This window comes from Hymenobacter glaciei (genome assembly GCF_039539585.1).
In the GTDB taxonomy this organism is placed as follows: domain Bacteria; phylum Bacteroidota; class Bacteroidia; order Cytophagales; family Hymenobacteraceae; genus Hymenobacter; species Hymenobacter glaciei.
Map to the genome: position 1 here is coordinate 224,149 of NZ_BAABDK010000029.1, position 19,394 is coordinate 243,542.

Sequence of the window (19,394 nt, forward strand, 5' to 3'; positions counted from 1 at the left end):
TTGCACCTTTCATGAAAACCATTGTTCTGCTGAGCTGCCTGCTGGTAGCGGTGCCTTTCGCGGCCCAAGCTCAAACCAAAGCCAGGGCGAAAACCAAGACCAAAACAACGGCTTCGGCCGGGACGATGGTATCGGCAGCCACCGTTACCCGGGTTATCCAAACCCTGGCCGCCGACGACATGCAGGGGCGCGGTACCGGACAGCCCGGTGGTCTAAAAGCGGCTCAGTTTCTGGCCGCCGAATTCCAGCGTATTGGCCTGAAGCCGTTGCCGGGACAAACCGGTTTTGAGCAGTTGCTCACCGTGTACCAGAGCCTCACCAGCCCGGTAGCGGCCGTCATCAACGGCCAGACTATGGCCCCGCTCCAGGCGGTCGCCATTTCCGGCCAGCCCACCCTGCGCTGGACCAGCGAAGATGCGCAACCGCCGGCGGTAGTCGTTATCGGTCCCGAGCCAGCCGAGCGCGGCAAGCTGTTCTCCTACCTGCGCCCCACGGCCAATACCCTGGTTTTTGTGGATACTGCGCAGGTAAAGGTGTTCCGCCAGCTGGCTGGGTATGTTTCGAAAGGCACCACTAACGCGGAGCCGCCGAAGCCTTTTTCGACGGTATTTGTATTGGGGCCCAAGCCGGCAACGCTTACCTACCGCATCAGCGCCAGCAGCGTGGTGCAGCCGGTAGAGCTGCGCAACGTAGTGGGCATGCTGCCCGGCCGCGACCCCAAGCGCGCCAAAGAAAATGTGGTGTTCTCGGGCCATTACGACCACCTCGGTTACCTGAAGCCCGTGGCCGGCGACTCCATTGCCAACGGGGCCGATGATGACGCCAGCGGTACTACCGCCGTCGTAGCCTTGGCCGAATACTTCAAAAAGAAAAATAACAATGCCCGCCCGCTCATTTTCGTGGCCTTCGCGGCCGAAGAAGTGGGCGGTTTCGGTTCCCAGTTTTTCTCGAAGCAGCTCGACCCGCAGCAGGTCGCGGCCATGTTTAATATTGAGATGATTGGCAAGGAAGCCAAATTTGGCCCCAACACCGCCTTCATTACCGGCTACGAACGGTCCGATTTCGGCAAGCTGCTGCAAGCCAACCTGGCCGGTAGCAAATTCAAATTCGAACCCGACCCGTACCTCGAGCAAAACCTGTTTTACCGTTCCGACAACGCCACCCTGGCGCGCCTCGGCGTACCGGCCCACACCATCAGCACCGACCAGATTCCGACGGACGGCCTCTATCACTCCGTCGACGACGAAGTAGAAAGCCTTAACCTGACCAACATGGCGGCCGTCATTCAGGCTATTGCCCAAAGCGCCAGCGGTATTGTATCCGGCAAGCAAACGCCCACCCGCATTCCACCCCTTACCGACGACAACCGCCGCTAAGCCAGAAAGGGTACTTCTACCTGCCCCGCGCTGCTTATGCATAGCGCCGCTCAAATTTCCTTAAATGCAAAAAGCCAGCGTCGCGACGCTGGCTTTTTGCTTGATATAGGTTTTGGTAGTGTTTAATCTGTTTACCGGCCGACTTTAAACGTGAAGCCGCCACCCACGGTGGAAGTGCCAGCGGCCGCGCCGCCCAGCACCCGGCCAGCTGTGAAGTCGACGCGCACGCCGGGCACCGGGCGGTAGTAAATGCCCGTGGTGGTGCCCGTGTTCAGGGCCTTGCGGCCATAGCCGTAAGCTTCAACGAAGAAGCCGGTTTTGGCGCTGAGCGGGCCATTTAGGGCCAGTGTGCCCAAAAACTGACCTTTTTCCATGTCCTGCACCTGCAGGCCGGGCTGGCTAAAACCGAAGTTGCCTTCAAGTCCAAACCGTTCGCCGATTTGCTCGCTCACGAGCAGGCGGGCCGACGGGGCCCAGCCTTGTTGCCGCAGGCCCGTGCTGCCCGAGTTTGGTACCGCCGACTCCGCCAGAATAGCTACCTGCGTGCGGGTGTTGTAGTTGGGCGAGAGCATGAACTTGGCACCAACCACGGCCGGAGCCCAGCCGCTGGCCGAAATGGTGCCTGTTTCCGTGGGAATTGTGGGCCCGTTGTGGAAGTAGGGCTGGCTCACGCGAACCTCCATGCTGTTGAAAAAGCCGATGCGGAGCGTGGCGCCGCTCTGGCTTTGGGCGAACCCGGGGCCACCAAACTGGCGCTGGAATCCGGTTTCGAGCTGGAAGCGGCCGGGCTGCAGCACCTGCGCGGTGATGGTTTGCCCGGGGCGGTCGGCGCGGAGGTTGCGAACAAACGGCGCGTCAACGTTGGGGTTGTTTTCTTCAGCCGTGTTCTGGGCCAGGGTGAGGCCGGGGCTGCCCAACAGGGCGGCGGCGGCCAGCAGAGTGGTCTTTCGCATGCTTTAAAGACCGCCGACCCTACGGCATCGTTCAGAATTGGTTGTGAATACCCGAATTTTATACGCGTATTTTTGTGCTGTTAATTTGAAAATCAGGTGAATTTGGACTGATTTCAGGCACCTATTTAACCTGTCGTGCCGTACAAGCCGCATGGTGCACTTCTGTACATTTTGGGCTTGTTTGCTGCCTCTGCTGCTACTGGCGGCACCCGTTATGGCTCAGTCTACCTTGCCGCTATACTCCGGTACTATTCCTAATTCGAAGCCCAGCAACGTGCGCGAAACCAGCGTAACGGAATCGGGCAACCGCGTGCGCATTTCCAACGTGGTGCAGCCCACGCTCACGGTGTTTGCGCCGGCTGCGGGCACCGCCAATGGCACGGCGGTTGTCATCTGCCCCGGTGGCGGGTATGCCCGGCTTTCCATCGACAGCGAGGGCTACGACGTGGCCAAGCGCATGAACGAGATGGGTGTGACGGCTTTCGTGCTGAAGTACCGCCTGCCCAACGACCAAAGCCAACCCGACAAGTCCATCGCACCGCTGCTCGATGCCCAGCAGGCCCTGCGCTTTGTGCACCAGCAGGCTGCCAAATACCAGCTCAACCCCGAGCGTATCGGCCTGATGGGCTTCTCGGCGGGCGGCCACCTGGCGGCCTGGGCCGGCACCAGCTTTGCCCGGCCCGTGGGCGACCAGCCCGGCTCCGAATCGGTGCGGCCCGCGTTTCTGGTGCTGCTCTACCCGGTTATCAGCTTCAGCGATACCCTGCGGCACGTTGGTTCGCGCGACAACCTGCTGGGCAAAAGCCCCACGGCCGAACTCATTCGGCAGTACTCCAACGAGCTGCACGTTTCGGCCCAGACGCCGCCAACCTTTCTGGTGCACGCCGAAGACGATAAAACGGTGCCGGTGAACAACAGCATCGTGTTTTACCAGGCCTGCCTGCGCCACGGTGTGCCCGCCGAACTGCATCTTTACCCCCGCGGCGGCCACGGCTTTGGGCTGAACAATACGACCACGCCCGACCGCTGGCCCGACCGCCTGCGCAACTGGCTCGACGCCAACGGCTGGCTTACCAAATAGATGAGAATACCCCTACCCGTTGTTGGTGCGCTTGTTCTGGTGGCTGGCTTTGCCGTGGCCCTGGCTGGGTGCGAGCAGAAGGCTTACCTCACCGAAAAGCGCATCTCGCCGGTATCAATGGCGATTCCGCCGGCAGCCTCGCCGCCAGTGGTGCCCGCCGCTTCTGTACCCAAGCCAAAAGCCCCAGTGCCTGCGTCGGTGTACCGCCCGGGTTGGGCCCCACCGGCGGTGCTCGACACCACGGTGTCCCTCAACGGCCTGCCGCACCGCCTGCACATCGAAGCCGAAACCGACTCGACGCAGCGCCTGAAGACTACTTACCAGCCTTACCCGGGCCATTTCGAGCAGGCGCGGGGCTACCAGGGGCGCTTCACGTTTGCGTTGCACGACGCTTTGGGCCGGCAGGTGTTTCGTCGCCAGCTGCGCAAAGCTGACTTCTACAAAGCCGCCGGGCAGGACATCGTGACCGAAAGCGAAGCCTACCGCCCCGAGCTCCTGGCCTACAGTCCCGCCTTCGGGGCCTTGGTGTTCACCCTCGATTTCATGGTGCCCGACAGCGACGTGGGCTCGCAGGCGGTGCTGATGCTTGACCTTACCGGCCGCGTTGTGCGAATTAGCGACGGCCGTGCCCCCGGCACCGGAGCCGACTGCGACCCAGCCCTAACGCCCAACGGTCGGGCCCTGCTCACTGGCTCCGAGCTACTGCGGCCGCAGAAGCCGCCGCTGCGCCTGCACCGCGCCGATGCCGACCTGGCCGGCGCCTTCCTGCTCACCGACAGCACCGTGCTGATAGTGTACGCGCCGGGCAAGTCGCACCTCATTCATTCGCCCGGCGAGCCCGAAACCTACGGCCGCACGCCCACCCCGCAGCAACAGCGCGCGCCCAATGTGCTGGTCCGCCACATTGGCACGGGGCGCGTTCTGAGCCGCTTTCGCTACACTGGTTTCTATGAGGAGCTGGGGTATACCATTCCGCGTGCGTATGTAGCGGGGACTCACTACCTACTCGACGAACAGCGTGGCCTGCGCTTGGTGCCGGCCGCCGCGCCCGCCCGCACCGCCGAGGTTCGCTTTGCCGCCATGCCCCGCTTCGTACGGCCACAGCGCAGCCGCGAGGTGCGTTTTGAGCTCCAAAGCAGCGCCACCAGCTTTGCGTTTTACGTCGACACCACCAGCCAGCTGCCGCACATCCGCTACGAGCGGCTGGCGGAGTAGGGGCGGGGCTTGCCCCCGCCCGTCGTTGGGCGATATCGATTATTTATGCCTGACTATTTGAGTGAGACGCGAACGGCGGGCGGGGGCAAGCCCCGCCCCTACATCCCTTTCAGCACTTGTTCAATCTCCGCAAACAGCGGGCGGGCCGAAACCTGGGCCTGCACGCAGCGCCGCTGCAACTCCCAGAGCGCCTCGCTGGCGGCGGGCGCGTCCTCCGCCTCCGGGCAATGCGCCAGCAGCTCTTCGAGCAGGCAGCCGAAAGCGCGCACTTCCACTTGCTGCAAGGCAGTCGCCAGGGCAACTTCTTCGGGGGCAAAGAAGCAGGCGGCCCCGAAATCGCCTAGCAGCGCCTCGCCGGCCGGCGTGTTGAGGATGTTGTGGGCGTATAAGTCGCCGTGCAGAATTCCCTGGTTATGCAGGTGGGCCGCCGCGCTGGCAATGCCAGAGGCAATGCGCAGGGCGGTTTCGAGCCGAAATTCGGTGCTGGCCGCGTACACATCGCGGGTGCAGGTGGCCAGGCTGGGCGGGCCGGCCAGGTTCCCAAAGGCCGGCGCAATCAGCTCTAACACCAACCCTTCGGCCCCAGCCGGGTGCTGGCTGATTTTTCCCTGCACCGCAATCAGGTGGGGGTGGGGGCCGGCGCTGATGCAGGCGGCCATTTCGCTGTGCGGCAGCCCGTCGCTCGTCACCGCTCCCTTGAAGAGCTTCACCGCCACTTCGGGCGTTGGGGCGTGGGCCCGCCGCGCCCGGAAAATCACGCCGGAAGCGCCTTCGCCCAGTTGCTGCTCAATCGTGAGGTCGGCCCAATCGATGGCCTGGATTGGGTGCCGGGCCAGCGCCGCCGCCTCCGCAGCCTCGGCAAACGGGTTGCCGGCATAGGCCAGCCACGCCAGGCGCGGCAGCTGCAGCAGCCACGCCGGCAGCGCCGTAAGGCGGTTAGCCGCGATGCGCAGCAGCTCCAGGTTGGTGCAGTTCGCCAGGGTTTCGGGCAGGGCGGTGAGGCAGTTGCCCGCCAGCATCAGCTTCTGGAGCTGGGTGCAGTTGCCAATTTCGGCGGGCAGTTCTGCCAGCTGATTATCGGTGAGGATAAGCCAGCGCAGCGCCGGGGGGAGGGCTGCGCCCGGCAGCGTGCGTATCCGATTGGCTTTGAAGCCGACCATGCTCAGGTTTGGGCACTGCCCGAGCACGGCAGGTACTTCGGTGAATTGGTTATCGGAGCAAAACAGCACCTGCAATTTGTGCAGCCGGGGTAGGTCGTCGGGTAAGGCAGCAAGGGCGTTACCGGTGAGGTTGAGGACTTCGAGGGTATCGGCGAGGGCGAAGATTTCGCGGGGAAACTCGGTGAGGCCGGCGCTTAAATCGAGGCGCTTGAGGCCGTGGAGCTGGCCGGCGCGCAGTTGGGCAAGGGTGTGCATGGGCGCAAAGTTGTAGCGCGAACTGGTAGTTCGCGTCCCCGCGCCATGCACAAATCGTTGCAACGGTGCCGGGACGCGAACTAAAAGTTCGCGCTACTATGCGCTTGCTAGTAGCTCTCCTTTCGGAAGCCCCAGCTCCGCAATTCGGCCTCGAACGTGTCCGGGAAATTGGCTTTCAGCGCGTACACCACGGCTTGCAGCACTTTGCGCAGCTCCAGCTTCGCGGTGTCTTTCTGGCTCACCGACTTGCTCACTTTGCCGGCCAGGCCGTCGGTTTTGCCCAGCAGGGCTGCGTACTCATCGGCGCGGGTTTGCCAGTAGGCCGTGCCGTAGTCGCGCTTGGCAAACGGGGCTTTGGCCACGGCGGGCAGCAGCAGGTCGCGCAGGGCTTTGAGGCGTTCGCCGCGGTCTTCGCTCAGGGCGAAGCCGCGGCTTTTGCGCGTTACCTGCCCGAAGCCGGGCAGGCGGGCATCGGTGCGGGCCTTGTCGTAGCCGCTGTCTTTGTTGATGTATTTTTTCAGAATGCGCAGGCCCTCGTCGAACTGGTCGTCCAGCTCCTGCAGGCGCTGGCTTTGCGGGGTGCGGGCGGCAGCGGCGCTGCGCTTGTCGGTGATGGCCGCGCCGAATTCGGCAGCCAGCGTGGCGAAGTCGGCCTGCGTTTTCCAGCGCAGTGCAAACCAGGTTTCCTTACCCCAGGCCTCGGCTACGAGCCGGCCTACCTCAGCCAGCGGGCCGTCTTTCTTGGGGGTGAGCAATTTGGGGTTCACCACCGCATCGGTGGGGGGGGCGGTGCCGGTCGAAACGGGCGTGGTAGTTTGGTCTGTCATGGGATGAAAAGGAAACAGGTAGGGATGAACGGTGCCGCAGTAGCACGGCCGGGCTAAGGTGCGGAGAAATTCCGAGGGGGCAAAAATTCCCCGTAACGTTCTCTGGTGTAGCGCGCCGGTGGCCGTCGCGGCGCTCAACGCCCTTCGGCCGGTGGTGCCCAGGGCCGGCGCGGCGCTCAACAGCCCTTGGTGCCGGGTGACAGAGGCTGCCGCGGTGCTCGACGGCCCTTGGCACCTCGCGCCGGGTGCTCCCGCGCCGCTCGACGGCTCCCAACTCACGGTGACAAGGGCCGTCGAGCATTTTTCCGGGATGAATGGTCCGCCAGCCAGCAGGAAAGTTATGAGCCTAGAAGGTACTAAAGTGGCAATTGTGACTAAGCTGCAACCATCCCAGCCTTCTTCATCCTCTTTTGTCCCAAGCTGTAAATAATTCCGACAATTAACCCGATGACTCCACCGGCATAGCTAAAATTATGCATGGAGCCCACCGTAATAAAACCTTTGAAATCAATAATATTGTCAGGTATGAACCAGTTGCTGAATGACTCAACTGGTTCATTTGCCAGGACTAAACATCCATAAACAAGGCCGATGATTCCGGTTATAAATGCTACAGCCATTGTGACCAAGAAGGCTTTCATGGTTACGCTAAACATTGTTTGCCAATTGGTATGAGCCAGCCCGACCAACCCCAAAATGAGGCCAATTGGTACTCCCATCCACCAAGTGGCTAAAAAACCTACTGCGGCTACCCAAACCCTTGGGCTCGCGGGATTCGCTTCCTGGCCTTTATCTACTAATTCAAATTGAATGAATTTGAATTTGGTGTAGTATTCTGGCGAAATTGTATAGGTTAGTTGGTCGTGTATTGCCCCATAAATACCGCCAATTAATGAAGCGGTAATTACAATTAAAATTAGGATAAGAATTTTTTTCACGAATTTTATTAAATGAATTTCCTCACACCTCCACCACTTCCCCCGTCCCGAAATAATAAATAATCCCGCGCACCTCCGCATATCCCAGCTGCTCGAACAGCGTGGCGTAGTTGCGCAGCAGCCGCTTGTGTTTCTCCAGCGCCGGAGGCAGCCGGAAATCCAGCAGCGTGACTAAGCCGCCGAGGCGGTGGTGGGCTTCGAGGGATGGTTCGAGCACCACGCGGTCGGGCTTGTAGTCGCGCAGCTTCACGCCGCCCACCAGTATTTCGCGTTCCGTTTCCACGCTTAGGTGCGGGGCGAAGTAGGGGGCCAGGCGCGGGTCACTCACTAGCTTTTCCAGGCTCTCGACCAGCGCCGGCCGCTCGCGGGCGCTGAGGATGCCCTCGGCCACCAGCTGGCTGGCCACCCGGCCCACATCTCCGGCCGTGAGCAGGCGGCGCAGGGCGAAGTGCAGCTTGCGGTTCCACTCGCCCTGGGCCTTTTGCTCGTCAAAATCGAACAGTGCCGTGGCGTGACGGCGCAGTTTCAGACGCTCCTCCCAAGGCGCGGCCGCGAGATTTGTTAACTCATAGTTGTTGGTTGTTAGTTGTCGGTTGTCAGGCTTTTTGGGGTCTGCTGGCGTGCCTTGAGAGATGATGAAGGAGACTTGTTCGTCCTGCCATTCGCCGTGCCCTACCAAGTAGCCATGCAGCAAATCGGCTACTGTGCGGGCCGCAGCTTCGCCAAGCGGCTCCTTGCCCTCCTTCGAACTAACAACTGACAACGAAGAACTAACAACTGAAGCCGGCCGCTTGCTGATGACGTAGAGGCGGTGGCGCGGCCGCGTAAAGGCCACGTACAGCGTGTTTAGCCCCTCGAGAAAGGTTTTCTCGCGCTCTTCATCGTACTGCGCTCCCAATACTGTCTGCTGAATTCCTTTGCTCAAACTCACGACGGCCACGTCGGGCATCTGCTCAATGGGCTTCTGGCCGGGCTCCAGATGCCCCCACAGCAGCGTGCCCCGGTGCGGCTCGAGGCTCCAATCGGCAAACGGCACAATCACGACACCATATGCCAGGCCCTTGGCCTTGTGCACCGTGGTGATGGTGATGGCCTCCCGCCCGCCCGGCGCATTGATGCTGATGCGCCCCTTGCGCTCCTCCCAATGCGTGAGGAAATTGCCCAGGTTGTTGCCAAACTTCAGGCTGTATTCCAGGGTCAAATCCAGAAAGCGAAACAGGTACTCGCTCTCCCCGTTGCGCCCCAGCAAACCGAACAGGCTCAGCAGCCGCTCGGCCAGCTCGTAGAGGCCCAGGTTGCCGGTTTCCTGCTCCTCCACATCGTAGCCCAACGCCCGCAACTCGTCGAAAAACGAGGTGCCGCCGGCTGCATTCGCTACCTCGGCAATGTGCCGAGCCCGGGCTGGCGTCGGGGCCAGCCTGCGCACCACCTTGTCTACGAGCAGCAGTGCCTCGGCCCGCGCCAGCGTGTCGGCCGGCTGTTGCAGCACTCGCAGGATGCTCACCAGCAAGTTCACCACCTCCGCAAATTCCAGTGCCAGCGAGTCGGCCGAAATAATGGGATAGCCCCGCTCTTTCAGGAATTTGGCAATGGTCTTACTGGCTCCGCGCGTGCGGCACAGCACCGAAATATCGGCCAGCTCATAACCGTCGCGCAGGGCCTGCTCCACCAGCTGCAGGGTGAGGTAGCAGGTGCTTTCGTCGTAGCCCAGCAGCGCCTCAGGCAAGTGGCCCGGAAGGGGTTCGGCGGTGTAAGCGCCGGCGGCGGGGTCGAATAGCAGGGCGGGGGCATCTTTTTGGGTGAAGAGCAGTTCGACGTGGCCGCTGACCCCACCCCTAGCCCCTCCCCGGTGGGGAGGGGGACTAGCATCTAGTGCAAGTTCAGTTGCATCTTTATTGATAGAATTAGAGCTGGTTCCCCTCCCCACCGGGGAGGGGCTAGGGGTGGGGTCCGGCGCCTGCTGCCCAAAATGCGCGTCATAAATTCCCGTCACCAGCCCCAGCGCCTCGTGCCGTTCACTCACCGCCTTAAAAAACGAGTTGTTAAAATCAATAATCTCCCGCGCCGAGCGGTAGTTCACCTGCAAAGCACGCGGCTCCAGCTTCCCCCGAAACGCCTCGTAGCGCCCCCGCAGCAGCTCGCGCATTTCGGGCTCGCGGGCCCGCGCCGCCAGCGCCTCAGTGTTGCCCTGGTGCAGCCGCAGAATCTGCTCCATCTCGCCCCCGCGCCAGCGGTAAATGGCCTGCTTGGCATCGCCCACCGCCAGGCTGCTGTGCCCGTTGGCGAGTGTATTCTCCACCAGGGGCAGCAGGTTATTCCATTGCAGCACCGACGTATCCTGAAATTCGTCAATCAGAATATGCTCGTATTTCTCGCCCAATCGCTCGTACAAAAACGGCACCGGTTCGGTGAGCACAATGCTGGCAATGCGCCGGTTAAATTCCGAAATCAATACTACGTTGCGCTCGCGGCTAATTTGCTCCACTATTTTATTTAATTCACTCAATAAAGAAGCGTGAAACAAATACGGCTGCATCGCCGCCAGCAACAAATAATTCGGTAAATATTCGGTTCGCATTTTATCCAGCGTCGCCACCAAAGCCGTCAGCGGTTCGCGCACGGCATCCACGCGGGCCTTGTCGGCGGGCGCTTTAATTTTTCCGCCGTGCCATTTGTCCTCGGCCAGGGTTTTGCGGACGTAGCTGTTCGGGCCGGCATCGGCTTGCAGCAGCGCCACGCCCTTCTGCACATACTGGCCGATGCCGCTTTTGCCGTAATACAAGTCGTCCACGCTCACGTCGGCCTGGGCCAGAATGGCCGCGCCCACCTCCTGTGTCTGCGCAAAAGCCGCCTCAATCTCCCCCCGCCGCGCCCTGATTTCTTTGTCCAGTCGCCGGAAATCAGCCAGGCTCAGCTTGTCCAGCTGCGCCACCGCTTCCTGCACTGTCTCATTAAACAGGACCCGGCCAAACCCGGCCAGCTCCTCCGGCAGCCGACTCCAGCTTTTGCCTTCTTCGGCCTGCCCCAACGCATATTCCGCCAGCGTCTGCGACAGTAATTTGCTGTTCGGGTCGCGGTTTACCTTGTCGAGTAGCGCTGCCACCGCGCTTTGCAGCACCGCATCGGTATCCAACTCCACCTCAAACGTGGCCGGCAAGCCCAGTTCCCGGGTAAACGCCATCACAATTCGCTGCACAAACGAGTCAATCGTGCTCACCCCAAAATCGCCATAGTGATACAGCACCAGCCGGAATGTTGCCGCCGCCCGCCGCTTCACTTCTGTCTCCGGTAAGTGCAGTTCCGCCGCAATTTCCGTCAGCAGCGCATCCGTCTTTCCCTCCTTGGGGTAGGCAAAGTTCCGCAGTGCGTCCACAATACGGTTCTTCATTTCCCCCGCCGCATCGTTGGTAAACGTAATGGCCAGTACCCGTTTAAAATACGCCGGGTCATCGGCCCCCAGCGCCAGCAGCAGGTATTCTTTCGTTAATTGGTAGGTCTTCCCCGAGCCGGCCGAAGAAGAATAGATGCGGAAGGAGGGAGGCATGTATATTTGATTTTTTAACAGGCGCAACGATAATAATTATGAGAGCCTACAAATTATTGCTGCTTGTATTAATATTAATGGGGACTGATGCTGAAGCACAAAAGCTAATAGGTAGTAAAAAATCAAAATATATGACAACCCCTGATTTTGTTGTTCTACCTTACTACACCTCTGATTGGGATATTATTGGCTTTGAAAAAGATGTGAGGCCAGCAGCTCTTAATCAAGATGAATTAAATAAGTTAGAGTTGCTTTTAACCCATGCTGCTCAAATAAATAAATTGAAGGTATATAAGCACCAATATGTCTGCGTTACAGACCAGCGGGGAAATAAATTAGTTTGGGCGAATTGCTTCTGTCATGAGTTCGATGGATGGAGAACCGATATTCAAGTTGTCATGGATGGCGGAGACTGTTTTTATAGCTTGATAATCAATTTAACAACTGGCGAGTATGATAACTTGATGCTTAATGGGGAGGCGTAATCAATTTGGCTGCAGCCAACTCACCATCTCCGCCGTCACGCGCACCGGCCGGCCGCTCTTTGGGTCGAGCAGCACCCAGGTGGTTTCGGCCTCGCACAGCAACACGCCATCGGCGGCGCGGGTGAGGCGGGTGTAGCGCAGCGACGTCGCGCCGCTGGATTCCCCCACCCAGGTGATGGCCCGCAGCGTCTCGCCCGCAAAGGCCGATTGCAAGTAGCGAATCCGGTGCTCCCGCACCACCCAGATTATCTGGTCGCGCAGCTCGGTTGGGCAGATGCTCAACCAGTGCGCTCCCGCCACGTCCTGCACCCAGCGCACATACTCCACGTTATTGGCGTGGCCCAGCGCATCAATGGCACTGGCCGGGACTTGAAATTCGTGCGAAAAAGCGTGGGCGGGCGGGTCAGGCATACTGTATAGTAGGAGGGGGAGGAGGCAAAGGTCGGCAGGCATCGAAAAAAATACCTATCGACTTGCTCATTTGGAATTTCTGCCTATCTTTGACGCAACCTAAGACATCAAGCCACGGTGGCCCAAACGCTTAGGGAAACTCCACAACCAACCACAATGGCAACCGGAACGGTAAAATTCTTTAATGACACCAAAGGCTTTGGTTTCATCAAAAACGACGAAACTGGCGAAGATATCTTCGTTCACATCAGCGACCTACAAGTTAGCTCGATTCGCGAAAACGACAAAGTTCAATACGAAGTAGCTCAAGGCAAAAAAGGCCCGAACGCAGTAAAAGTATCGCTGGTTTAATTCAGCCGCAGCTTTGCAACTCTAAGAAAGCCCGCCTCTGGTGGGCTTTTTTTTGTGCCATCAGAACGGAATCTAGAACGTCATGCAGAGCGCAGCGAAGCATCTTTACCGCTTCGTAGAACAGCCCAACCTTCTACCATGTACGTCTACATCCTCACCAATACTGGCCTTACTGTCCTGTACATCGGCGTAACCAATGACCTCGCCCGCAGGCTATATCAGCACAGTACGGGCCGGGGCGATGCCAGTAAATTCACTGGCCGTTACCAAGCTGATTTGCTCGTCTACTTCGAGCAACTGCCTGATGCTGCACAGGCTATTTCCCGTGAGAAAGTGTTGAAAGGCTGGTCACGTGCCAAGAAAAATGCGCTGGTTGCTGCGTTCAATCCTGATTGGAAAGCGATTGATTTGGAAACATGGGAAGGTTAAATCAACGAAGCGGTAAAGATGCTTCGCTGCGCTCTGCATGACGTTCACCTAGTATTCTTAAATATTCCCTAGCTTTTTCAAAATAAAAATCCTACCTTTGCACCCGCATTTGAGGACGGCCCAAGTCCGCGCAAGCCCGAGAGTGGCGCTAACGCATTGGCCGCATAGTTTTTTGGTTGTTTTTTCCCGCCTGATTGTGACAAGGTAGAAGGAGGGGAAACGTCGCTGAGTACGGCTGTTTTCAGAGCTAAGTCTCTTTTTCCCCTTATCAACTCCAATCATGGAAGCTGAAAAAATTGTAGTTCGCTTTGACGAACTGAACCTCTCCGAGGAAGTACAACGCGCCATCACCGAGATGGGCTACGAGGAAGCTTCGGCCATTCAGGCTGCTGCTATTCCCGTGCTGCTCGCCGGCAAAGACGTTATCGGCCAAGCCCAGACGGGTACCGGCAAAACCGCTGCCTTCTCCATTCCCGCCATCGATAACATCGATACCGAGAGCAAAGACGTGCAGGTATTGGTGCTCTGCCCCACCCGCGAACTCGCGGTGCAGGTTTCGGGCGAAATCCAGAAGCTGGGCAAGTATAAGCGTGGCCTGATGGTAGTTCCCATCTACGGCGGCAGCCCGTACGACCGTCAGCTCCGCGCCCTGGAGCGTGGTGTGCAGATTGTTATCGGTACCCCCGGCCGCATCATGGACCACATCGAGCGTGGCACCCTGAAGCTGGAAAATACCACCAAAATCATTTTGGATGAAGCCGATGAAATGCTCGACATGGGCTTTCGCGACGACATCGAATTCATTCTGAGCAAGATGCCGAAGGAGCGCCAGACGGTGTTCTTCTCGGCCACGATGAGCAAGCCCATCATGGAGCTCACCAAGAAGTACCAGCGCGACCCGCAGGTAGTGAAGGTGAACCACAAGACGATGACGGTGACCAACATCGAGCAGAGCTACTACGAGGTGCGCGGCCCCCAGAAAAAAGACGTATTGAGCCGTTTGCTCGACATGTTCAACCTGAAGTCGACCATCGTTTTCGCCAACACCAAGCGCATGGTGGACGAAATCGTGTCGGACCTGCAAGCCAAAGGCTATTTCGCCGAGGGCCTGCACGGCGACATGGGCCAGCAGCAGCGCCAGAACACGCTGGATAAATTCCGCAAGTCGACCATCGAAGTGCTGGTTGCTACCGACGTAGCTGCTCGCGGTATCGACGTGGACAACGTGGAAGCCGTCGTGAACTACGACCTGCCGGCCGACGAAGAATATTACGTGCACCGCATCGGCCGCACGGGCCGCGCTGGCAAATCGGGCAAAGCCTTCACGTTTGTGAGCGGCCGCGACATCTACAAGCTGCGCGACATCATGCGCTTCACCAAGGCCGAGATTAAGTTGGAGCAGGTGCCGTCGTTTGCCGACGTATCGGAAGTGAAAACCACGCTGTTCCTGAACCAGATTAAGGAAATCGTTGAGAAGGGCAACCTGGAGAAGTACGTGGGCCGCGTGCAGCGCCTGCTCGACCAGAGCGAGGAAATCACTTCGCTCGACATCGCCGCCGCGCTGCTGAAAATGACCATGAAGGAGGACAAGAGTGCTCAGCAGAGCCTCGACGCCAGCAAGGCAGCCGGCCAGGCTCGCCCCGGCTACACCCGTCTGTTCGTGACCATGGGCAAGAAGGACCGGATTCATCCCCGCGACATCGTGGACCTAATTTCGGAATCGAGCAACCTGACCGGTGCCAAAGTGGGCGACATCGCCCTCTACGACAAGTTCAGCTTTGTGGAAGTGCCGTCGGAATACGCCGATGAGATTGTGGGCAAGCTGGGCCGCACCAGCATCCAGGGCACGCCGGTTAGCTTCAGCATCGCGACTCCCGTGCAGGAAGGCGCAGCTAAGGAAGAAGGCTTCAACCGTACCGGCGGCACGGGTGGTCCCGGCGGCTTCGGTGGCGACCGCGAGCGTCGTCCGTTCAACGGTGGCGAGCGTCGCGAAGGTGGCAGCAGCTACGGTGGCGGCTACAAAGGCGGTAACCGCGGTGGTGGCAGCTTCGGCGGCGGCGAGCGTCGCGAAGGTGGCAGCAGCTACGGTGGCGGCTACAAAGGCAACCGTGATGGTGGCAGCGGCTACGGCAACAAGCCCAGCTACGGTGGTGGCGAGCGTCGCGAAGGCGGCACCGGCAAGTCGGGCTACGGCAACCGCCCGAGCTACGGTGACAAGCCCAGCTATGGCAACAAGCCCAGCTACGGTACGCCCCGCGAGTACGATACGCGCCCTGCGCCCCGTACTCCCCGCAACGAAAGCTTCGACGAATAGCCCTATCCGTTATATCATTTAGGTGAAACTGGGTTATCCAGATTATGTATTTGTATAGGTGAAATCGTTAGGTACAAAAAAGGCCGCTCAATTGAGCGGCCTTTTTTATTGAGATGACTTACGAAAAGTCGGTATTACTTATTTCGACGAGTCGCGTAGCGCTTTGATTTTGTCGTGGCCTTCAACCACGCCCTGGTACTGCTTTTCAATTACTGATTTCAAGGCCGAAGGCAGGCCTTCTGCTTTCAGCGCGGTTTGGTAGGCTTTCTTGGCGTAGTCTTCGCCGCGCTCGCACTCGGCGAGGATGCTGTGACGGTCTTTGCCGGTTACGGCCGATTTAAGGTCAATCCAAGTGCGGTGAATGGCACCGGTGATGGAACCTTGGGCACCTTCGTTGGTGTCGGGCTTCAGGTCCAGCTTGAACATCTGGTCCTCGATTTCATTGAGGTAGCTCGAACGCTGAGCGGCGAAATGCTTGAAGGTGTCTTTCAGGTCGGCGTCTTGTACGTCAACCATGGCTTCGGCGTAGCCTTTCTGGCCGTCTTTCAGGGTTTCAACCAGTTCGTTGAGCAGGGCTTGGGTGGCTTTGGCTTCCATGAGGAAAGAGTAATTTAAGGTGAAAGTGATGCCTTTGTTTACTCTCTGTTGGTGTGGAAGGTTACACACTTACTGTTGGGATGGCCGCCATGGCGCGCCCGGCCAGGAAGCCAGTAGTCCAAGCTGCCTGGAAGTTGAAACCGCCGGTGATGCCGTCGATGTCGAGCACTTCGCCAGCAAAATAAAGGCCCGGTACGCGGCGACTGTGCATGGTTTTAAGGTCAACCTCGTCGAGCGAAATGCCGCCGCAGGTCACGAATTCTTCCTTGTAGGTGGTTTTACCACGCACCGCGAGTGGGGTGCGCAGGAGAAGTTCGAGCAAGCGGTTCTGAGTTTTGGCAGGCAGGTCGCTCCAACGGGTTTCGGCGCTGATGCCGGCCTGCTCGGCCAGATTGCGCCAGAGGCGTTGCGGCAAGCCGAAAAGCGGGTTGCTGGCGACGGTCTTCTTGCCGTTGTCCTGCCGGAACTGTTGTAGCCAGGGACGCAGGGTTTCGTCGGTATGGGTTGGCAACCAATTGATAAGCGCTGTGCCTACGTAGCCCAGCTCGCTGAGGCGGCGCGCCCCCCAGGCCGAAAGCTTGAGCACGGCCGGCCCGCTCACGCCCCAATGCGTGATGAGCAACGGGCCTTCGTATTGCAGCTTTTCGCCAGCCAATACAACCCGCGCCTGCGGTACGCTCACGCCCATTAGCTCACTAAGGGGTGAGTTGGGGACGTTAAAGGTGAAAAGCGAAGGCACCGGCTCGGCAATGCTGTGGCCGAGCGTGCGCAGCCAGTCGTAATTAACCGACTTAGGGTTGCCGCCGGTAGCGACTAGCAAACGGCCGACAGCTAGCGTGCCTCCGAATTGATTGGCGCCGCTACCGCTAAGTTTCAATGAAAACCCATGCTCAGAATGAGGTTGGATTTCGTCGACGCTGGTATTGGTTACGATGCGCACCCCTGCTTCATGGGCGGCTTCTTCAAGGGCTCGCGCGATGGTTTCGCTGGAGTCGGTGGTCGGAAACATGCGGCCATCGGCTTCCGTCTTCAGGGCTACGCCGCGCTTGGCAAACCAAGCAATGGTTTCGGGCACGCCGAATTGCTGGAAGGCGCTTTTGAGCGGCTTGCTGCCACGCGGATAGTGGGCGGTAAGTTGGGCGGGCGAATCGCAAGCATGCGTGACGTTGCAGCGACCGCCGCCCGATACGCGCACTTTGGCCAGCAGCTTGCCGGTTTTTTCGAGCAGAATAACGGGCTGGTCGGGGTTGGCTTCGGCACAGGCAATGGCCCCGAAGAAGCCGGCGGCTCCGCCCCCTAGCACGGCCACGGGAAGTACGGCAGCGTCTGATTTCACGGTGCAAAGGTACGCCGGCACATTGGCCAACGCAGGCCTATCAACTCCGATACCGGCAAAAACCTAAAGGGCAACTTCTGCTAACAGTGTTCCAGCGCAGCAAGCACGTCGTCATGCTGAAACTGATAAGGCAGCAAGCTGCGAATTAAGCTGCTGTCAATCGTCTTGCCGCTAACCACAGACGCGTCCTCGTCCTTAAATACCGGCGATTCCAGCTTCAGAAACTGAGCCGCTGCCGGATAGAAGTCACGTCGACGGGGGTGATGGTCGGCGCACACGTTGAACGTGTGGCCCCACAAGCCTTTCTGAATGATGCCGGAAAGCACGCCTACCACATCGGTGAGGTGTACCAGGTTGACGGGGGCGTTGCCCTGGTCGAGGCCCTGCCGGCCGGCCAGGAAGCGGCCCGGGGAACGTTCGGGGCCAAACAGGCCGCCTAAGCGCACCACGGTGCTTTTCCACTGGCCGTAGCGCGGCACAAAATGGCCTTCAGCGCGCAACACGTCGGAAGCCGCGTCGCGAGTGCTCATGGCGTCGGTTTCGCGCATGATGCGCGGCTCGTTGGGGTATACACTGGTCGAGCTTACAAACAGCACGCAGCTGGTACCAGCCGCGGCTACGGCCCGGTGTACCGGGCGCAGTAGGTTAGGGTAGGCACCGGCGGCAGCAGCGCGGGGCGGAACGTTGAGCACGAGGACGTCGGTATCGGCGAGCAGGCGGTGCAGCAGCGCTTCGGAAGCGGAACCGAAGTCGGCGCCGAGGCGCAGCAGGTGGGGCTCAATGCCGTCGGCGCGCATGCTGTCGAGGTTTTCGGGAGTGGTGCTGGTGCCAACTACACGGTGGCCGGCCTGCACGAGTGAGCGGGCCAGGGCCAGGCCCAGCCAGCCGCAACCCAGCACGAGCACGGTGGGAAATTCCGCCCCCGAAGCCGTGCTCGTGGAGCCCCCGGAAATGGAACTGGTCATATTCTAATAAGGTGCTTGGAACTGCGAAGGTGCGAAAAAATTATGAGTTCCCTATATTTAATCGCATAAAGTGCCTATTTCCGGGCTGCTGGGCCTGTTATGGCTATTCGACGGGTTCGTCTAGTACCTTCGGCCTTTGGCACGTGCGCCCACCCTTCATCTCATTCCCCATTCTCGCATGAACGCACCCTACACCCAGCCCATGCTGCGCGATAACGCGCTGGCCGGCAGAACCATCATCGTGACCGGCGGCGGCACCGGCCTGGGCCGGGCCATGACGACCTACTTCTTACAGTTGGGAGCCAATGTTACCATCACGAGCCGAAAACTGGAGGTGCTGGAAAAAACGGCCGATGAGTTGCGCCAGCAAACTGGTGGCAAGGTGCTGGCCATTGCCTGCGACGTGCGCAAGTACGACGAAGTGGAAGCGATGCTGGAACGCACCATTCAGGAATTTGGCGGCGTCGATGTGCTTTTAAATAATGCTGCCGGCAATTTTATCAGCCCTACCGAACGCCTGAGCCACAAGGCGTTTGACGTGATTGTTGACATTGTGCTGCGCGGCTCCTATAACTGCACCTTGGCCGTGGGCAAACGCTGGATTGCCGATAAAAAGCCCGGCACCATCCTCAATATCGTCACAACGTATGCATCGGTAGGGTCGGCCTTCGTGGTGCCTTCGGCGGCTGCCAAAGCAGGCGTACTGGCCATGACTCGTTCACTAGCCGTTGAATGGGCCAAGTACGGAATTCGCTCTAATGCCATTGCGCCTGGTCCGTTCCCAACGGAAGGGGCTTGGAGCCGCCTCTTCCCCGAACCCCTGGCCAGCAAGCTCGACCCGGCCGGCAGCGTACCGCTCAAGCGCGTGGGCGAGTACCAGGAACTGGCCAACCTGGCCGCTTACCTGGTGTCGGATTTTTCGGCCTACGTGAACGGCGAAGTCGTCACCATCGACGGTGGCGAGTGGCTAAACGGGGCCGGCGAGTTCAACAAGCTCGAAATGCTGACTCCCGACATGTGGGACCACATCGAGAAAACCATGCGCCGCTAGATTGCAGCGCGAAAAGCTCTTTGTGGTTCTGCTTAAAACAGCAGATTACGTTGCTTTAGATACATAAAAAGAGGGGTGCTCAGCTGAGCACCCCTCTTTTTATTGG

Annotated in this window: 17 protein-coding genes; 8 read left to right on the top strand and 9 right to left on the bottom strand. The window is 59.4% G+C overall.

Features of this window, described 5'->3' with window-relative positions:
- The first annotated feature begins 11 nt into the window (after positions 1–11).
- Entirely contained in the window at positions 12–1,376 is a 1,365-nt protein-coding gene (locus tag ABD837_RS18705) for a M20/M25/M40 family metallo-hydrolase (protein WP_345057522.1), read from the top strand.
- 131 nt (positions 1,377–1,507) lie between these two features.
- On the opposite strand, the gene ABD837_RS18710 is transcribed toward ABD837_RS18705, so the two are convergent.
- Positions 1,508–2,329: a hypothetical protein gene (locus ABD837_RS18710; protein WP_345057524.1), complete on the bottom strand. Its 822-nt coding sequence runs from the start codon at positions 2,327–2,329 to the stop codon at positions 1,508–1,510.
- A 214-nt stretch (positions 2,330–2,543) separates the two neighbouring features.
- Here ABD837_RS18710 and ABD837_RS18715 point away from each other — a divergent pair, with 214 nt between their 5' ends.
- Both ABD837_RS18715 and ABD837_RS18720 read left to right on the top strand, forming a co-directional pair.
- On the top strand, positions 2,544–3,410 hold the full coding sequence (locus tag ABD837_RS18715; RefSeq protein ID WP_345057526.1) for an alpha/beta hydrolase: 867 nt from the start codon (positions 2,544–2,546) through the stop codon (positions 3,408–3,410).
- Positions 3,411–4,625: a hypothetical protein gene (locus ABD837_RS18720; protein ID WP_345057528.1), complete on the top strand. Its 1,215-nt coding sequence runs from the start codon at positions 3,411–3,413 to the stop codon at positions 4,623–4,625.
- Positions 4,626–4,723: 98 nt separating this feature from the next.
- Here the strand turns inward: ABD837_RS18720 and ABD837_RS18725 are convergent, their stop codons facing one another.
- From ABD837_RS18725 to ABD837_RS18740, 4 genes are all read right to left on the bottom strand, one after another.
- Positions 4,724–6,040 carry a leucine-rich repeat-containing protein kinase family protein gene (locus ABD837_RS18725; RefSeq protein WP_345057530.1) on the bottom strand — a complete coding sequence of 439 codons (1,317 nt, stop codon included), beginning with the start codon at positions 6,038–6,040 and terminating at the stop codon, positions 4,724–4,726.
- Between the two features lie 107 nt (positions 6,041–6,147).
- Positions 6,148–6,867, bottom strand: coding sequence for a hypothetical protein (locus ABD837_RS18730; RefSeq protein ID WP_345057532.1), 720 nt, complete (start codon positions 6,865–6,867; stop codon positions 6,148–6,150).
- Between the two features lie 374 nt (positions 6,868–7,241).
- Complete coding sequence (locus tag ABD837_RS18735) at positions 7,242–7,805, bottom strand: hypothetical protein (protein WP_345057534.1); 564 nt, start codon at positions 7,803–7,805, stop codon at positions 7,242–7,244.
- A gap of 22 nt (positions 7,806–7,827) precedes the next feature.
- Positions 7,828–11,349, bottom strand: coding sequence for a UvrD-helicase domain-containing protein (locus ABD837_RS18740; RefSeq protein WP_345057536.1), 3,522 nt, complete (start codon positions 11,347–11,349; stop codon positions 7,828–7,830).
- 38 nt (positions 11,350–11,387) lie between these two features.
- On the opposite strand from ABD837_RS18740, the gene ABD837_RS18745 reads away from it, so the two are divergent.
- A complete protein-coding gene (locus ABD837_RS18745) occupies positions 11,388–11,834 on the top strand; it encodes a hypothetical protein (RefSeq protein ID WP_345057538.1) in 447 nt (148 codons plus the stop codon).
- Here ABD837_RS18745 and ABD837_RS18750 read toward each other — a convergent pair whose 3' ends face one another.
- The gene (locus ABD837_RS18750) at positions 11,835–12,245 is read right to left on the bottom strand and encodes an acyl-CoA thioesterase (protein ID WP_345057540.1); all 411 of its coding nucleotides are present in this window, start codon (positions 12,243–12,245) and stop codon (positions 11,835–11,837) included. It abuts the gene before it with no gap.
- Between the two features lie 156 nt (positions 12,246–12,401).
- On the opposite strand from ABD837_RS18750, the gene ABD837_RS18755 reads away from it, so the two are divergent.
- The 3 genes from ABD837_RS18755 to ABD837_RS18765 all read left to right on the top strand — a co-directional run bounded on the left by ABD837_RS18755 (position 12,402) and on the right by ABD837_RS18765 (position 15,339).
- Positions 12,402–12,596, top strand: coding sequence for a cold-shock protein (locus ABD837_RS18755; protein WP_208173229.1), 195 nt, complete (start codon positions 12,402–12,404; stop codon positions 12,594–12,596).
- 138 nt (positions 12,597–12,734) lie between these two features.
- The gene (locus ABD837_RS18760; RefSeq protein WP_345057543.1) at positions 12,735–13,025 is read left to right on the top strand and encodes a GIY-YIG nuclease family protein; all 291 of its coding nucleotides are present in this window, start codon (positions 12,735–12,737) and stop codon (positions 13,023–13,025) included.
- Positions 13,026–13,305: 280 nt separating this feature from the next.
- Positions 13,306–15,339, top strand: a complete 2,034-nt coding sequence (locus ABD837_RS18765) for a DEAD/DEAH box helicase (protein ID WP_345057545.1) — start codon at positions 13,306–13,308, stop codon at positions 15,337–15,339.
- 138 nt (positions 15,340–15,477) lie between these two features.
- Here ABD837_RS18765 and ABD837_RS18770 read toward each other — a convergent pair whose 3' ends face one another.
- The 3 genes from ABD837_RS18770 to ABD837_RS18780 form a co-directional block, all read right to left on the bottom strand.
- Positions 15,478–15,936, bottom strand: coding sequence for a PA2169 family four-helix-bundle protein (locus ABD837_RS18770; protein ID WP_345057547.1), 459 nt, complete (start codon positions 15,934–15,936; stop codon positions 15,478–15,480).
- 61 nt (positions 15,937–15,997) lie between these two features.
- Positions 15,998–17,272, bottom strand: coding sequence for a BaiN/RdsA family NAD(P)/FAD-dependent oxidoreductase (locus tag ABD837_RS18775; protein ID WP_345057549.1), 1,275 nt, complete (start codon positions 17,270–17,272; stop codon positions 15,998–16,000).
- An 80-nt stretch (positions 17,273–17,352) separates the two neighbouring features.
- Complete coding sequence (locus ABD837_RS18780) at positions 17,353–18,237, bottom strand: SDR family oxidoreductase (protein WP_345057551.1); 885 nt, start codon at positions 18,235–18,237, stop codon at positions 17,353–17,355.
- 178 nt (positions 18,238–18,415) lie between these two features.
- On the opposite strand from ABD837_RS18780, the gene ABD837_RS18785 reads away from it, so the two are divergent.
- The gene (locus ABD837_RS18785) at positions 18,416–19,288 is read left to right on the top strand and encodes an SDR family oxidoreductase (RefSeq protein WP_345057553.1); all 873 of its coding nucleotides are present in this window, start codon (positions 18,416–18,418) and stop codon (positions 19,286–19,288) included.
- Positions 19,289–19,394 lie beyond the last annotated feature (106 nt).

Coding starts and splice junctions, on each gene's coding strand:
- ABD837_RS18715 (WP_345057526.1), top strand. CDS start 2,544: ATGGCTCAGTCTACCTTGCCGCTATACTCCGGTACTATTCCTAATTCG.
- ABD837_RS18760 (WP_345057543.1), top strand. CDS start 12,735: ATGTACGTCTACATCCTCACCAATACTGGCCTTACTGTCCTGTACATC.
- ABD837_RS18740 (WP_345057536.1), bottom strand. CDS start 11,349: ATGCCTCCCTCCTTCCGCATCTATTCTTCTTCGGCCGGCTCGGGGAAG.
- ABD837_RS18720 (WP_345057528.1), top strand. CDS start 3,411: ATGAGAATACCCCTACCCGTTGTTGGTGCGCTTGTTCTGGTGGCTGGC.
- ABD837_RS18725 (WP_345057530.1), bottom strand. CDS start 6,040: ATGCACACCCTTGCCCAACTGCGCGCCGGCCAGCTCCACGGCCTCAAG.
- ABD837_RS18785 (WP_345057553.1), top strand. CDS start 18,416: ATGAACGCACCCTACACCCAGCCCATGCTGCGCGATAACGCGCTGGCC.
- ABD837_RS18745 (WP_345057538.1), top strand. CDS start 11,388: ATGAGAGCCTACAAATTATTGCTGCTTGTATTAATATTAATGGGGACT.
- ABD837_RS18770 (WP_345057547.1), bottom strand. CDS start 15,936: ATGGAAGCCAAAGCCACCCAAGCCCTGCTCAACGAACTGGTTGAAACC.
- ABD837_RS18755 (WP_208173229.1), top strand. CDS start 12,402: ATGGCAACCGGAACGGTAAAATTCTTTAATGACACCAAAGGCTTTGGT.
- ABD837_RS18765 (WP_345057545.1), top strand. CDS start 13,306: ATGGAAGCTGAAAAAATTGTAGTTCGCTTTGACGAACTGAACCTCTCC.
- ABD837_RS18705 (WP_345057522.1), top strand. CDS start 12: ATGAAAACCATTGTTCTGCTGAGCTGCCTGCTGGTAGCGGTGCCTTTC.
- ABD837_RS18750 (WP_345057540.1), bottom strand. CDS start 12,245: ATGCCTGACCCGCCCGCCCACGCTTTTTCGCACGAATTTCAAGTCCCG.
- ABD837_RS18780 (WP_345057551.1), bottom strand. CDS start 18,237: ATGACCAGTTCCATTTCCGGGGGCTCCACGAGCACGGCTTCGGGGGCG.
- ABD837_RS18710 (WP_345057524.1), bottom strand. CDS start 2,329: ATGCGAAAGACCACTCTGCTGGCCGCCGCCGCCCTGTTGGGCAGCCCC.
- ABD837_RS18730 (WP_345057532.1), bottom strand. CDS start 6,867: ATGACAGACCAAACTACCACGCCCGTTTCGACCGGCACCGCCCCCCCC.